At 55.9% G+C, this 14,458-nt stretch carries 9 protein-coding genes; 3 read left to right on the top strand and 6 right to left on the bottom strand.

Translation table 11 applies throughout. From position 1 onward, the window contains the following. Positions 1 to 33: 33 nt before the first annotated feature. Together pflB and pflA are read left to right on the top strand one after the other, a co-directional pair. Complete coding sequence (pflB, locus tag HF650_RS08490) at positions 34 to 2,316, top strand: formate C-acetyltransferase (RefSeq protein ID WP_187801972.1); 2,283 nt, start codon at positions 34 to 36, stop codon at positions 2,314 to 2,316. A 192-nt stretch (positions 2,317 to 2,508) separates the two neighbouring features. Next, entirely contained in the window at positions 2,509 to 3,249 is a 741-nt protein-coding gene (gene pflA, locus HF650_RS08485; protein ID WP_187801971.1) for a pyruvate formate lyase 1-activating protein, read from the top strand. 75 nt (positions 3,250 to 3,324) lie between these two features. On the opposite strand, the gene HF650_RS08480 is transcribed toward pflA, so the two are convergent. The 6 genes from HF650_RS08480 to lrp form a co-directional block, all read right to left on the bottom strand. Next, entirely contained in the window at positions 3,325 to 4,473 is a 1,149-nt protein-coding gene (locus tag HF650_RS08480; protein ID WP_187801970.1) for an MFS transporter, read from the bottom strand. 287 nt (positions 4,474 to 4,760) lie between these two features. Further along, positions 4,761 to 6,053, bottom strand: coding sequence for a serine--tRNA ligase (serS, locus tag HF650_RS08475; protein WP_187801969.1), 1,293 nt, complete (start codon positions 6,051 to 6,053; stop codon positions 4,761 to 4,763). Between the two features lie 92 nt (positions 6,054 to 6,145). After that, positions 6,146 to 7,489 carry a replication-associated recombination protein A gene (locus tag HF650_RS08470; protein ID WP_187801968.1) on the bottom strand — a complete coding sequence of 448 codons (1,344 nt, stop codon included), beginning with the start codon at positions 7,487 to 7,489 and terminating at the stop codon, positions 6,146 to 6,148. Positions 7,490 to 7,498: 9 nt separating this feature from the next. Further along, positions 7,499 to 8,110 (bottom strand): outer membrane lipoprotein chaperone LolA, encoded by a 612-nt coding sequence (lolA, locus tag HF650_RS08465; RefSeq protein WP_187801967.1) that lies wholly within the window; start codon positions 8,108 to 8,110, stop codon positions 7,499 to 7,501. 117 nt (positions 8,111 to 8,227) lie between these two features. Beyond that, positions 8,228 to 12,292, bottom strand: coding sequence for a DNA translocase FtsK (ftsK, locus tag HF650_RS08460; protein WP_187801966.1), 4,065 nt, complete (start codon positions 12,290 to 12,292; stop codon positions 8,228 to 8,230). A gap of 120 nt (positions 12,293 to 12,412) precedes the next feature. Further along, a complete protein-coding gene (gene lrp, locus HF650_RS08455) occupies positions 12,413 to 12,907 on the bottom strand; it encodes a leucine-responsive transcriptional regulator Lrp (protein ID WP_000228469.1) in 495 nt (164 codons plus the stop codon). A gap of 550 nt (positions 12,908 to 13,457) precedes the next feature. Between lrp and trxB the strand changes: the two genes are divergently transcribed. After that, positions 13,458 to 14,423, top strand: a complete 966-nt coding sequence (gene trxB / locus HF650_RS08450; protein ID WP_187801965.1) for a thioredoxin-disulfide reductase — start codon at positions 13,458 to 13,460, stop codon at positions 14,421 to 14,423. Positions 14,424 to 14,458: the final 35 nt, after the last annotated feature.

Below are 14,458 nucleotides of genomic sequence, written 5' to 3'. Positions count from 1 at the left end.
AATAAAAAATCCACTTAAGAAGGTAGGTGTTACATGTCCGAACTTAACGAAAAATTAGCCGCAGCCTGGGAAGGTTTTACTCAAGGTGAATGGCAAAACGCTGTAAACGTACGTGATTTTATCCAGAAAAACTACACTCCGTACGAAGGTGACGAGTCCTTCCTGGCGGGCGCGACCGACGCGACCACCAAGCTGTGGGACAAAGTCATGGAAGGCGTGAAACTGGAAAACCGCACGCATGCGCCAGTTGATTTCGACACCTCCGTTGCTTCCACTATCACCTCTCACGATGCAGGTTACATCAACAAGCAGCTTGAGAAGATCGTTGGTCTGCAGACCGAAGCGCCGCTGAAACGCGCCATCATCCCGTTTGGCGGGATCAAAATGGTCGAAGGTTCCTGCAAAGCGTACAACCGCGAACTGGATCCGCAGCTGAAAAAAATCTTCACCGAATACCGCAAAACCCACAACCAGGGCGTATTCGATGTTTACACCAAAGATATCCTGAACTGCCGTAAATCTGGCGTGCTGACAGGTCTGCCGGACGCCTACGGCCGTGGTCGTATCATCGGTGACTACCGTCGCGTTGCGCTGTACGGTATCGACTTCCTGATGAAAGACAAATATGCCCAGTTCCAGTCTCTGCAGTCTGACCTGGAAAACGGCGTAAACCTGGAAGCGACTATCCGCCTGCGCGAAGAGATTGCTGAACAGCACCGCGCGCTGGGCCAGATCAAAGAGATGGCAGCAAAATATGGCTGCGATATCTCCGGCCCGGCAACCACCGCTCAGGAAGCGATTCAGTGGACCTACTTCGGCTACCTGGCTGCAGTTAAGTCTCAGAACGGGGCTGCAATGTCCTTCGGCCGCGTCTCCACCTTCCTGGACGTCTACATTGAACGTGACCTGAAAGCGGGCAAAATCACCGAGCAAGACGCGCAGGAGATGATTGACCACCTGGTCATGAAACTGCGTATGGTCCGCTTCCTGCGTACTCCTGAGTATGATGAGCTCTTCTCTGGCGACCCGATTTGGGCAACTGAATCTATCGGCGGTATGGGCGTTGACGGCCGTACGCTGGTTTCCAAAAACAGCTTCCGCTTCCTGAACACCCTCTACACCATGGGGCCATCTCCGGAGCCGAACATCACTGTTCTGTGGTCTGAAAAACTGCCGCTGAACTTCAAAAAATTCGCTGCTAAAGTCTCCATCGACACCTCTTCTCTGCAGTATGAGAATGATGACCTGATGCGTCCGGACTTCAACAACGATGACTACGCGATTGCATGCTGCGTAAGCCCGATGGTTGTCGGCAAACAGATGCAGTTCTTCGGTGCCCGTGCAAACCTGGCGAAAACCATGCTGTACGCTATCAACGGCGGTGTGGATGAAAAACTGAAAATGCAGGTAGGTCCGAAATCTGAACCTATCAAAGGCGACCTGCTGAAGTTCGACGAAGTGATGGATCGTATGGATCACTTTATGGACTGGCTGGCGAAACAGTATGTCACCGCGCTGAACGTTATCCACTACATGCACGACAAGTACAGCTACGAAGCCTCTTTGATGGCGCTGCACGATCGTGACGTAGTTCGCACCATGGCGTGTGGTATCGCTGGCCTGTCGGTTGCCGCTGACTCCCTGTCTGCTATCAAATATGCGAAAGTTAAACCGATTCGTGATGAAGATGGCCTGGCTATCGACTTCGAAATCGAAGGCGAATACCCGCAGTTTGGTAACAACGACGCGCGCGTCGATGACATGGCGGTTGACCTGGTAGAACGTTTCATGAAGAAAATTCAGAAACTGACCACCTACCGCAACGCAATCCCGACTCAGTCGGTTCTGACCATCACCTCTAACGTTGTGTATGGTAAGAAAACCGGTAACACCCCGGACGGCCGTCGCGCTGGCGCACCGTTTGGACCGGGTGCTAACCCGATGCACGGCCGTGACCAGAAAGGTGCTGTTGCCTCTCTGACCTCCGTTGCAAAACTGCCGTTTGCCTACGCGAAAGATGGTATCTCATACACCTTCTCTATCGTACCTAACGCGCTGGGTAAAGATGATGAAGTGCGTAAAACTAACCTCGCAGGCCTGATGGATGGTTACTTCCACCATGAAGCCTCAATCGAAGGTGGTCAGCACCTCAACGTCAACGTCATGAACCGCGAAATGCTGCTCGACGCGATGGAAAATCCGGAGAAATATCCGCAGCTGACCATCCGCGTTTCCGGTTACGCTGTGCGCTTTAACTCTCTGACTAAAGAGCAGCAGCAGGACGTGATCACCCGTACCTTCACCCAGACCATGTAATGGTATTGGCTGAAAGAAGCTTGTAAAAAGCGTACACTAAAGGCTCCACGTCTGTGGGGCCTTTTTCACAACCATAGCCTGCTTCGTCAGCCATCTATTGAGTGGATGCCTGCCAAAACAGACTTAGTGCAGAAGGAATGCAACTGCACAGACACAGGCCCCGGATGGGCCACATCTGGAGAAAACACCGCAATGTCAGTTATTGGTCGCATACACTCCTTCGAATCCTGCGGTACGGTCGACGGCCCGGGCATCCGCTTTATCACCTTCTTTCAGGGCTGCCTGATGCGCTGCCTCTACTGCCATAACCGGGATACCTGGGATACCCATGGCGGTAAAGAGGTAACCGTTGAAGAGCTGATGAAAGACGTAGTGGCCTACCGCCACTTTATGAATGCCTCCGGCGGCGGCGTGACCGCCTCGGGAGGCGAAGCGATTTTGCAGGCGGAGTTCGTCCGCGACTGGTTCCGCGCCTGTAAAAAAGAGGGTATCCATACCTGCCTTGATACCAACGGCTTTGTTCGCCGCTACGATCCGGTAATTGATGAGCTGCTGGAGGTCACCGATCTGGTGATGCTCGACCTCAAACAGATGAATGATGAGATCCACCAGAATCTGGTCGGTGTCTCCAACCATCGCACGCTGGAGTTCGCCCAGTATCTGGCGAAGAAAGGGATTAAGGTCTGGATCCGCTACGTCGTCGTGCCGGGCTGGTCAGATGATGATGACTCCGCGCACCGCCTCGGTGAGTTTACCCGCGACATGGGCAACGTCGAGAAAATCGAACTGCTGCCCTACCATGAGCTCGGCAAACATAAATGGGTGGCGATGGGCGAAGAGTACAAGCTGGATGGCATTCACCCGCCGAAAAAAGAGACCATGGAGCGCGTGAAAGGGATCCTCGAGCAGTACGGTCATAAAGTGATGTACTGAGCCGCAAAGCAGTAAAAAAAGCCACAACGCTATGTTGTGGCTTTTTTGTTGTCTGCCGGATGAGCCGGATAACCGTCAGGCGTGGGCGACCGGCGTCGGATGGTGGCCCGCTTTGCGCATTAGCATTACCAGGTAGACCAGCGATACGCCGGCAATCATCACAAACAGCAGGCTGTCGGAGTAGCTCTGCATCAGCATGGAGGTGAGCGTTGGTCCGAGCAGGCTGCCGATGGTATAGCTCAGCAGTAGCGCCTGATTCATTGCCACCAGCTGATGGTGTTCCACTTTTTCACAGGCCCAGGCCATCGCCACCGGGTAGAGGGTAAAACCCGCCGTGCCCAGCACAAACAGCGCCGGTGCCATCGCCGCGTTGCTCAGCATGCCGAGGCAGCCGATGATCACCACAAACACCTGCACGCGCAGCACCAGCAAGCGACCAAAGCGGTCAGCGATGCGGCCAATCGGCCACTGGCCAATGATCCCGGCGCTAACCATCAACGCCATCCAGAAACCAATGCCGGAGTCGCTGACGCCCTGATGCGACAGATAGAGCGGCATCAGACCATAGAGCGAGCCGAGAATAATCCCGGAAATAATGCAGCCGTTAACGCCAAGGCGCGCCTGACGCAGACGCAGCATCGGCCAGATCGACGAAGCCACCTGCTCTTCGCTGTGCTGGTTAACAATGCGCGTAAAGAGCAGCGGCAGCATCGCCGCCAGCACCATACCGGTAACCCACGGCAGCACGCTCATCAATTCGGTTGGCAGTTTGCTGACCATCAGTTGACCAAGCACGGTGCCGATATAGTAAACCATCATATAGGCGGCCAGCAGGCGACCACGGTTTTGAGAGGTGCCGCTTGACATCAGCGCGCTCTCCACCACCACCCAAATCATCGCGCAGCCGACGCCGGCGATAAAACGCCAAATCATCCAGCTCCAGAAACCCACCATCAGCCCTAACCCGACGCAGCCTGCGGCGAAAATCAGCGACGCGATGTAGTAGCTGCGGTTAAAGCCCATCTGGCGGATCAGTCGACCGGTCAGTAGCGTGCCCAGCAGATTGCCGGTGAAATAGGAGGAGCCAACCATGCCGACCTGCCAGGTAGGCAGATTTTCATGGGCGAGCCAAAGGGGCACGAGCGTGTTCAGCGTCGCGATAGCCAGGGTCAACAGCATCAGGCCACAGAGCAATAAAAGCACTGGCCGGGTATAGGTGGTCATGGGTTAAAACCGTGAGGAAGTTCAGATTGCGTGCGCATCATGCCACTGGCAAAAACATTGTCAATCCACTGTTTTTCGCCAGGCAGTGCTTTTTATCGACGACGATTTGTAAAACTTATCCTCCTTGCCACTTAGCGCACACCGGCGCGTTATATCTCATTGATATAGCGTTATTAATTAATAACCAGCGCCAATATTTCAGTTGAAAAAATTCATGAAGATTAATGGTTAAGACGCACAAAAAAAGCGCCCGCAGGCGCTTTTAAAAACATGCTGTATCGGCAAGATTAACCGATGTACTCCAGTCCGTTCATATAAGGACGCAGGACTTCCGGCACCTCAATGCGGCCATCGGCCTGCTGGTAGTTTTCCAGCACCGCAACCAGCGTACGGCCTACTGCCAGACCAGAGCCGTTCAGGGTGTGCACCAGACGGGTTTTCTTGTCGGATTTGCTGCGGCAGCGTGCCTGCATGCGGCGCGCCTGGAAATCCCAGACGTTGGAGCAGGAGGAGATTTCACGATAGGTATCCTGCGCCGGAACCCACACTTCGAGATCGTAGGTTTTGCAGGCACCAAAGCCCATATCACCGGTGCAGAGCAGCACTTTGCGATAAGGCAGACCGAGCAGCTGCAACACTTTCTCTGCGTGACCGGTCATCTCTTCCAGCGCCGCCATTGACTCTTCCGGGCGAACCACCTGCACCATTTCAACTTTATCGAACTGGTGCATACGGATCAGACCACGCGTATCGCGACCGTAAGATCCCGCTTCAGAGCGGAAGCACGGCGTATGCGCGGTCATTTTGATCGGCAGGCTCTCTTCATCGATAATTTCATCGCGTACGAGGTTGGTCAGGGGCACTTCCGCGGTCGGGATCAGCGCGTAGTTGCTGCTGTCAGACTCCTCTTCCAGCGGACGGGTATGGAACAGGTCGCCGGCAAACTTCGGCAGCTGGCCGGTACCGTACAGGGTGTCGTGGTTAACCAGGTACGGCACGTAGTTTTCCGCGTAGCCGTGCTGCTCAGTGTGCAGATCCAGCATGAACTGCGCCAGCGCGCGGTGCATACGGGCGATCTGCCCTTTCATCACCACGAAACGGGAGCCGGTCAGTTTCACTGCAGCGGCAAAATCCAGGCCGCTGTGCATCTCACCAAGGGTGACGTGATCGCGGATCTCGAAATCAAACTGGCGCGGCGTACCCCAGCGGCTGACTTCAACGTTATCGTTTTCGTCACGGCCAACCGGCACACTCTCATCAGGCAGGTTCGGAATGGTCAGCGCAATATCACGGATCTCAGCCAGCAGCGTTTCCAGCTCGGCTTTCGCCGCGTCCAGCTCTTCACCCAGCTTGTTCACTTCCAGGCGTAATGGCTCGATATCTTCCCCGCGTGCTTTCGCCTGGCCGATGGATTTCGATCGTGAGTTACGCTCTGCCTGCAGATTTTCAGTGTTGACCTGCAGGACTTTACGACGCTCTTCGAGCGCGCGTAATTTCTCTACGTCCAGCTTAAAGCCCCGGCGTGCCAGTTTTTCAGCGACTGCGTCTGGCTCGGTACGCAGCAGATTGGGATCGAGCATGCTTTTCCTGTGCTTATCGAATTGAAATAAAAGGAACCCGACCGCAGAGTGCGATCGAGGGTATGAGCCGTAACCTTACCGCAACGCCCGCACTAGCGGTAGCGTTTTATAGGGCTTTTATGATCCTGTTCAGCGAGCCAGGCGAGCTTTTCGCCAATCTTGCCTTCAAGACCTCTGTTCGTCGGCTGATAGTAGCGCGTTTCTGCCATTTCCTGCGGGAAATACTCCTCCCCGGCGGCAAAGGCGTTGGGCTCATCGTGGGCATAGCGATACTCCTGCCCATAACCCATCTCCTTCATCAGTTTGGTTGGCGCGTTGCGCAGATGCGGCGGCACATCATAATCAGGGCGCTGTCGCGCATCGGCCATCGCTGCTTTGAAGGCTTTATAGACGGCGTTGCTTTTCGGCGCGCAGGCCAGGTAAACAATCGCCTGTGCAATCGCGCGCTCGCCTTCAGCTGGGCCAACGCGGGTGAAACAATCCCAGGCTGAGATAGCGACCTGCATCGCGCGCGGGTCAGCATTGCCGATATCTTCCGACGCGATAGCCAGGCAGCGGCGCGCAACATAGAGCGGATCGCCACCCGCCGAGATAATGCGCGCGTACCAGTAGAGCGCGGCATCCGGCGCACTTCCGCGCACCGATTTGTGCAGCGCGGAGATGAGATCGTAAAAACGGTCGCCTTTATTATCGAAGCGCGCGCTGCGCTCACCGGCAATTTCGGTGAGCAACTCAGGATTAAGCACGCGCTTGCCGCTCTTATCGAGCTCAGCCATGTCCGCCATCATCTCAAGCGTGTTGAGCGCCCGGCGCGCATCCCCCCCCACCAGCTCGGCAATCGCCAGCCGGGTTTCGTCCGGTAGAACGATATCCTGCCCGCCGTAGCCGCGGGCTTTATCTTCCATCGCCTGCGTCAACACCTGCTCAATATCTTCTGTGGTGAGCGATTTAAGCAGGTAAACACGCGCACGGGAGAGCAGTGCGGAGTTGAGTTCAAACGAAGGGTTTTCGGTTGTCGCGCCAATGAAGGTGATAGTGCCGTCTTCAATATGCGGCAGAAAGGCGTCCTGCTGACTTTTGTTAAAACGGTGGACTTCGTCGACAAACAGAATGGTGCGGCGACCGGCGTTACGGTTCTGGCGGGCGCGCTCAATGGCTTCGCGGATCTCTTTCACGCCGGAGGTGACCGCTGAGATGCGCTCGACATCAGCACTGGCATAGCGCGCAATCACTTCCGCCAGCGTGGTTTTACCGGTTCCCGGTGGCCCCCAGAGGATCATCGAGTGCAGATGCCCTGCTTCAATGGCGCGCGGCAAGGGTTTGCCCTTTGCCAGCAGGTGCTGCTGGCCAATGTACTGCGCTAAATTTTCTGGCCGCATACGCGCGGCCAGAGGTTGGAAGGTGTTCTCGGAAAAATCGAGCGACATGTTACTCATGCACGCCTCTTACTTACGTTGATCGTCAACCGTTACGCCCTGCGGCGGGGTAAAGGTGAATTTCGATGCATCAACCGCGCCGTTCTGCTGCGCTTTCAGCTGGTAGCTGCTGCGCTGGTCATCCTGTTCGATGGCGCTGAACTGATGGATGGTGCCGTCACGGCCGACGTTAATGGTGAACTGTTTCAGGTTACCGTTGCTGCTTTTTGGCGTCAGTTCAAAATCATCGCCTTTCTGCGAAATGTTGTACTGCTGCCAGTCGCTGCTCTGGTTACGGGCGATCAGCATAAACGGCGTGTTGCTGGTGGCATCTTTCAGCCAAGTTGCCGTCGCCTGTTCAACAAACGGGTTGTAGAACCACAGCGTTTTGCCGTCGGAAACCAGTACGCTCTCGTCCGGCTGGGTCATATGCCAGTTAAACAGGTTCGGGCGTTTAACCCACAAATCCCCCTGGCCTTCCTGTACCGCAGCACCGCTGCCATCGGTCACTTTCTGGGTAAAACTGGCGTGGAAGCTGCTGACTTTATCGAGGCGGCTTTTCAGATCGCTTGCTGCGTCTGCCCAGACATTGCTGACTACTAACGAGCCCATCAGCGCACAAACCATGGCGATTTTTTTCATTGTCATTCCTCTGATACGTCACTCCCGACGTGGGAGAATCCTTCTGTCACTTTAGAAAGCGAAACGCCAGAGTGACAGAAGAAAAAACTGAATTTGTAGTTTTTACCTAACTTTGCATCACTCAAACGGCGGCGGAGCCAGCACTTCACGGTTACCGTTGTGCCCCTGCTCACTGACGATCCCCTGCGCTTCCATCTGTTCGATTATGCGCGCCGCACGGTTGTAGCCGATACGGAACTGACGCTGTACGCCGGAGATGGAGGCTTTGCGCTTTTCGGTAACGAAGTTAACGGCCTGGTCGAACAACGGATCCAGCTCTTCACCGCCGTCAAAACCACCGCCGCCGCCTTCGCTTTCGCTGTCGGAGGTGATGCCGTCAACATATTGCGGACGCCCGCGCGCTTTCCAGTCCTGCACCACGGCATGAACTTCCTGATCGCGCACAAACGCGCCATGCACACGCACCGGGGCAGAGGTTGAGTTCGGACCGGAGTAGAGCATATCCCCCATGCCAAGCAGCGACTCTGCCCCCCCCTGATCGAGGATAGTACGGGAGTCGATCTTGCTCGAGACGGTAAAAGCGATACGCGTCGGGATGTTGGCTTTAATCAGGCCGGTGATCACATCCACAGAGGGGCGCTGGGTCGCCAGCACCAGGTGAATGCCAGCCGCGCGCGCTTTCTGCGCCAGGCGGGCAATCAGCTCTTCCACCTTTTTACCGACCGTCATCATCAGATCGGCAAACTCATCGACCATCACCACAATGTATGGCAGTTTTTCCAGCACCGGATGTTCGGTCGCCATGCTGTCGCCCGGCTTCCAGTACGGATCCGGGATTGGACGCCCCATCCGCGCGGCTTCAGCGATCTTCTCGTTGTACCCTGCGAGGTTACGCACGCCGAGTGCAGACATCAGTTTGTAGCGGCGCTCCATCTCATTGACGCTCCAGCGCAGCGCATTCGCCGCATCTTTCATGTCGGTGACCACCTCGGTCAACAGATGCGGAATACCTTCATAGACCGACAGCTCAAGCATTTTCGGGTCGATCATGATGAAACGCACATCTTCCGGCGTCGCTTTATAGAGCATGCTGAGGATCATGGCGTTCACACCGACCGACTTACCGGAACCGGTAGTACCGGCGACCAGCAGGTGCGGCATCTTCGCCAGGTCGGCAATCACCGGATCGCCAGCGATATCTTTCCCCAGCACAACGGTAAGTGGCGACGGGCTTTCACGAAATTTCACGCAATCCAGCACTTCACGCAGGTAAACGGTCTGGCGCTTCTTGTTCGGCAACTCAAGTCCAACGTAAGGTTTGCCGGGGATCACTTCCACCACGCGTACGGCGACGGTGGAGAGCGAACGCGCCAGATCGCGCGACAGGTTAGAGATTCGCGCCGCTTTCACGCCAGGCGCGAGGTTCAGCTCAAAGCGGGTGATCACCGGGCCTGGCGAGTAGTTCACCACGTCTGCTTTGATACGGAAGTCCGCAAGGCGTGCTTCGACCAGACGTGCCATCTGTTCGAGCGCAAAGGTATCCACCGGCTCCACTTCCGCTGGCGGCTGCGTTAAGAGATCGAGCGACGGCAACGGCGTTGTCGGTTTCTGCACCGGACGGCTATCGCCGTTACGCATTAGTAGCGGATGAATCAGGCTCTCCTGCGGCTGCGGAGCGGATTGCTGCGGCTGCTGGACAGGCTGACCATAAGCTGGCGGCTGAACCGGCTGCCCTTGTGGCTGTTGATAGTGCTGCTGCGGCTGCTGAGCAGGCTGACCATAAGCTGGCGGCTGAACTGGCTGCCCTTGTGGCTGTTGATAGTGCTGCTGCGCCTGCTGAGCAGGCTGACTATAGGCTGGCGGCTGAACAGGTTGTGCGGCAGGCTGCTGATAATGCTGCTGCGGCTGCTGGGCAGGCTGACCATAAGCTGGCGACTGAACAGGTTGCGCGGCAGGCTGCTGATAATGCTGCTGCGGCGGCTGGGCAGAGGCTTGCGGCGGCGGCGTAAACAGCGGTGCGTTTGCGCGCTCAACAGGTGCCGTGTTCACTGGCGAGACATCGGCATCTTCCGGTGTAAAGGCCTGCGGCTCACCGCCGTAGCGCTGCTGCTGGGAGGCGGCAAACTGGCGAGCCAGCTCCGCCTCTTCCGCTTCGGCTTCATTAACATCAGACTGAGGGGCAGCAAACTGCGGCGTTTCATGCTGGTACTCTTCACCGTAGCGATCGTGTTGCGTGGCGGCAAACTGACGAGCCAGCTCGTTCTGCTGCAACATATCGGCATCATCATCAGAGAGATGCTGATCTGGCTGACGCACCTCATCTTCACGCGCGCGCTCTTCAGCCATGCGCTGTGAAGGCAGTTTAATGCCATAAGAAGCCAGTTCGCGACGCGTAGGCACCCGCACGCGGTTAGGACGCGGAAGCTGCGGACCAATGCCCTCTTTTACCTGAGGGCGCGGCGCGCCACCGGCAAGGCCAAACACCGGCGCACTCGCTGCGGCTGCAGCTGCGGCAGTTGAAGCTGCCTGCGCAGCGGCTGGCACAATGCTCTCAGCCGCAACTGTCGGATCCACTGCAGGAGGGGCGGGCATCGACGGCGCGGCTGGTCGGGCTATTGGCTCCGGCTCGGCAGGCTCAGGAATCGGCTGATACCAGGCAGCTAGCTGCTCACGCTCACGTGCACGTTTCTCTTCCACTTCTTCAAAATAATAGAGCGGCGGACGGGTATGTTTTGCCTCTTCCACTGCCGGTTCTGGTTCAATAACCGGTTCCGGCGCTGGTGCGATTTGCGGTTCAGGCTGCCACTGCTGGGCCATGGGCTGCGGCTGCCAGTAGACCTCTTCATGTTGCGGCTGTGGGGTCACCTGCGCATCTGGCGTCCACGGCTCTTCCGCGAGCGGCTGCTGCCATTCTGGCACGCTCTGCGCGGCAGGCGGCTGATAAGCAGCCGTTTCGTCATAATGCGCTGGTTGCTGATAAGCTACCTGCGGATCGTTATGTATCGGCGGCTTATAGGCGGCGTGCGGATCGCTATGCATCGGCGGCTGATAAGCGGCGTGCGGATCGGTAGGCACCGGTGACTGATAAGCGGCTTGTTGATTCGGATAACCCGCAGCTTGCTGTGCGTGCTGCCATTCAGCAGGCGGCGGCGTTTGCATAACCGGCTCCGTTGGCGCAGCGAAGCTTTGTGCAGCGACGGTTGTCGCCACGGCAGCCGCCGCCACCGGTTCTGTCACACTGCGCCCATTAAGCAGCGGATCGTACTCCTGCTCCACTTCCGTCGCACGATGTCCCGAGAAGAGCACATCGTCTGGCTGTGCTGGCACACCGCGAGCGCTGTAGGCGATCTCATCTTCATCATCCATGCGCTTGCCGGAGAAGAGTGCTTCGTCCGTTTTGCGCCCCATCGGATTGGCGAACTTCTCTGCAATGCTTTTGCGGCGCGCCAGCGCACCGCGCAGAATGCGGGCGCGGCGCGATTCGCGAGGCGCGTCACTCGCCTCGTCATCTTCATACTCATCCTCTTCTTCATACTCTTCATCATCAACCCAGGTGTCGTCGCGACGGGTACGGTTTGTGGCGAAGGTAAGCATATTGAGAATAATACTGCCGATTTTTTCGGCGATGGTGACCCATGACCAACCGGTGAACAGCGTCAGCCCAGCGGCCCAGATGCAGAGCAGTGCAAGCGTACCGCCGCTACTGCGCAACAGAGGTTGCAGCGTGGTACTGAGCAGGCTGCCAATCACCCCACCCGAGGCGAAGTACCAGATATCATCGGCGTTGATCGCCGCTAGGCCGCAGGAGGTAAGAATGAGCGCCAGCGCACCAATCAGGCGTAGCGAGACGGCGAAATAGTCTATGTAATCTTCAGTCGCGCGATGACGCCAGGCAAACCAACAGCCGCCAATAATAATGACCGGGATGGTGTAAGCCATGATGCCAAAGATGAAAAACAGGGTGTCGGCCAGCCATGCGCCAGGCACGCCGCCAAGATTGTGGATCGGCTCATGCCATGCGGTCTGCGACCAGCTTGGATCGGATGGGTTAAAGCTGAGAAGCGCCGCCATCAGCCAGATGGCAGAAAGGGAAACGAGGATCAGCAACGCTTCGAGGAGTCGGCGTCCGCTGCTTAGCTTATTAAAAGTGACTTCTTTGTCTTCGGTGTATTCCTGGCTCAAGACAGGCTCTCCAGGTCCTTGATGCTAAAACGGACAACAGCGCCGGGTCTCCCCGGCACTGTTGCTGTATGGATTAACAGGAGTGTAATCAAAAAAGAGCGATTGTGCACCTGTTCCGTATTAGCGCGTCTTAATAACCAGACGATTACTCTGCTTGACCTCTTCCATCACCACGTAGGTGCGGGTGTCGTTTACGCCTGGCAGGCGCAACAGCGTTTCGCCCAGCAGTTTGCGGTAGGCCGACATATCCGGTACGCGCGTTTTCAACAAGTAGTCAAAATCACCTGAAACCAGATGACACTCCTGAATTTCTTCAAGTTTTTGCACTGCAGCGTTGAATTGTTCAAATACATCCGGCGCGCCACGATTCAGAGTAATCTCAACGAAGACCAGCAGTGATGCATCCAGATAATGCGGGTTAAGCAGCGCCGTATAGCCCTGAATAAACCCTTGTCTCTCCAGCCTGCGCACGCGCTCAAGGCATGGCGTTGGAGAAAGTCCTACTCGTTTAGAAAGCTCGACGTTGGAAATACGCCCATCTTTTTGCAGCTCATTTAAAATATTGCGGTCAATGCGGTCGAGATCTTTGCCAGGGCGCTTCTTGCTATCTACCATTATTATTGTCTCTCTGTATTCCTTCCCTACTCCTGTCTTGACCCTGTGCACTTCACTGTTCAGGATCTTTGCCCATCGTATTGTGCCGCGCGCCAGCGAACTGACCGTTGCATAATCCCAGGGGCTGTGTTGAGAAGACCGGTGCTTGCGGCAGCTATCGATATCACGGATGGCGTCTGTCCACGCCATGCGTAGATTTCGCTAGCCCGGTAAAATGGCATTTACATGCGTAAACGTGCGTTACGCGCGAAATACTGCTTTTTTTCTTCCTTTGATGTTTTCGCAAAAGCGCAGGGGATTGTCAAAGCAAAACATCTTTTTTTAGTACAACATGCCAGATATTCATCAAGGTCGATTCCTTATCCTCATTTATTCATCTTATAACTGCCTTTTTCTCAGTAGAAGTTGTTATGTTTTTGGCATAAATCATTGCTCCGCCATCGGTCTTTTCTATCACACACATCGTTAACAAAATCGCTACGCCCTTTTTTTACGCCCGCAAATTCCCTACAATCCAGCGCAATGTCTGCCAAACAATAATGAGGATCTCATGGGGACGGCCAAACACAGTAAGCTGCTTATCCTTGGTTCAGGCCCTGCCGGTTATACCGCAGCGGTCTATGCTGCGCGTGCAAACCTGCAGCCGGTGCTGATCACCGGTATGGAAAAAGGCGGTCAGCTCACCACCACCACTGAAGTGGAAAACTGGCCGGGCGACCCGCACGATCTGACCGGCCCGGGTCTGATGGAGCGCATGCATGAACATGCGACCAAATTTGATACTGAAATCATTTTTGACCATATCAACAGCGTCGATTTACAGAATCGTCCTTTCCGCCTGATTGGCGATAGCGCCGAGTACACCTGCGACGCACTGATTATCGCCACCGGTGCCTCCGCGCGCTATTTAGGCCTCGCCTCTGAAGAGGCCTATAAAGGGCGCGGTGTTTCCGCCTGCGCCACCTGCGACGGTTTCTTCTACCGCAACCAGAAGGTCGCGGTCATCGGTGGCGGCAACACCGCAGTTGAAGAGGCGCTCTATCTGGCGAATATCGCCTCTGAAGTGCACCTGATCCATCGCCGCGATACTTTCCGCGCGGAGAAAATCCTGATTAAGCGCCTGATGGATAAAGTGGAGAGCGGCAATATCGTGCTGCATACGCACCGTACGCTGGAAGAAGTGACAGGCGATCAGATGGGCGTCAGCGGTCTGCGCCTGCGCGATACGCAAAACGCAGATAATGTCGAGTCGCTGGAGGTTGCCGGTCTGTTTGTCGCCATCGGCCACAGCCCGAACACCGCGATCTTTGATGGTCAGCTTGAGCTGGAAAATGGCTACATCAAAGTGCAGTCCGGTATTCATGGTAACGCGACGCAAACCAGCGTTCCCGGCGTGTTTGCCGCGGGCGACGTGATGGATCACATCTATCGTCAGGCGATCACCTCCGCAGGCACCGGCTGTATGGCTGCACTGGATGCTGAACGCTATCTCGATGGGCTGGCGGATCTGAAATAATCTTTACAAGTCAGTAACAAAGGTAAATAAGGCGA

The organism is Kosakonia sp. SMBL-WEM22, assembly GCF_014490785.1.
GTDB lineage: Bacteria > Pseudomonadota > Gammaproteobacteria > Enterobacterales > Enterobacteriaceae > Kosakonia.
The sequence above is the reverse complement of the archived record's forward strand: the minus strand, read 5'-3'. Positions and strand labels throughout refer to the sequence as shown.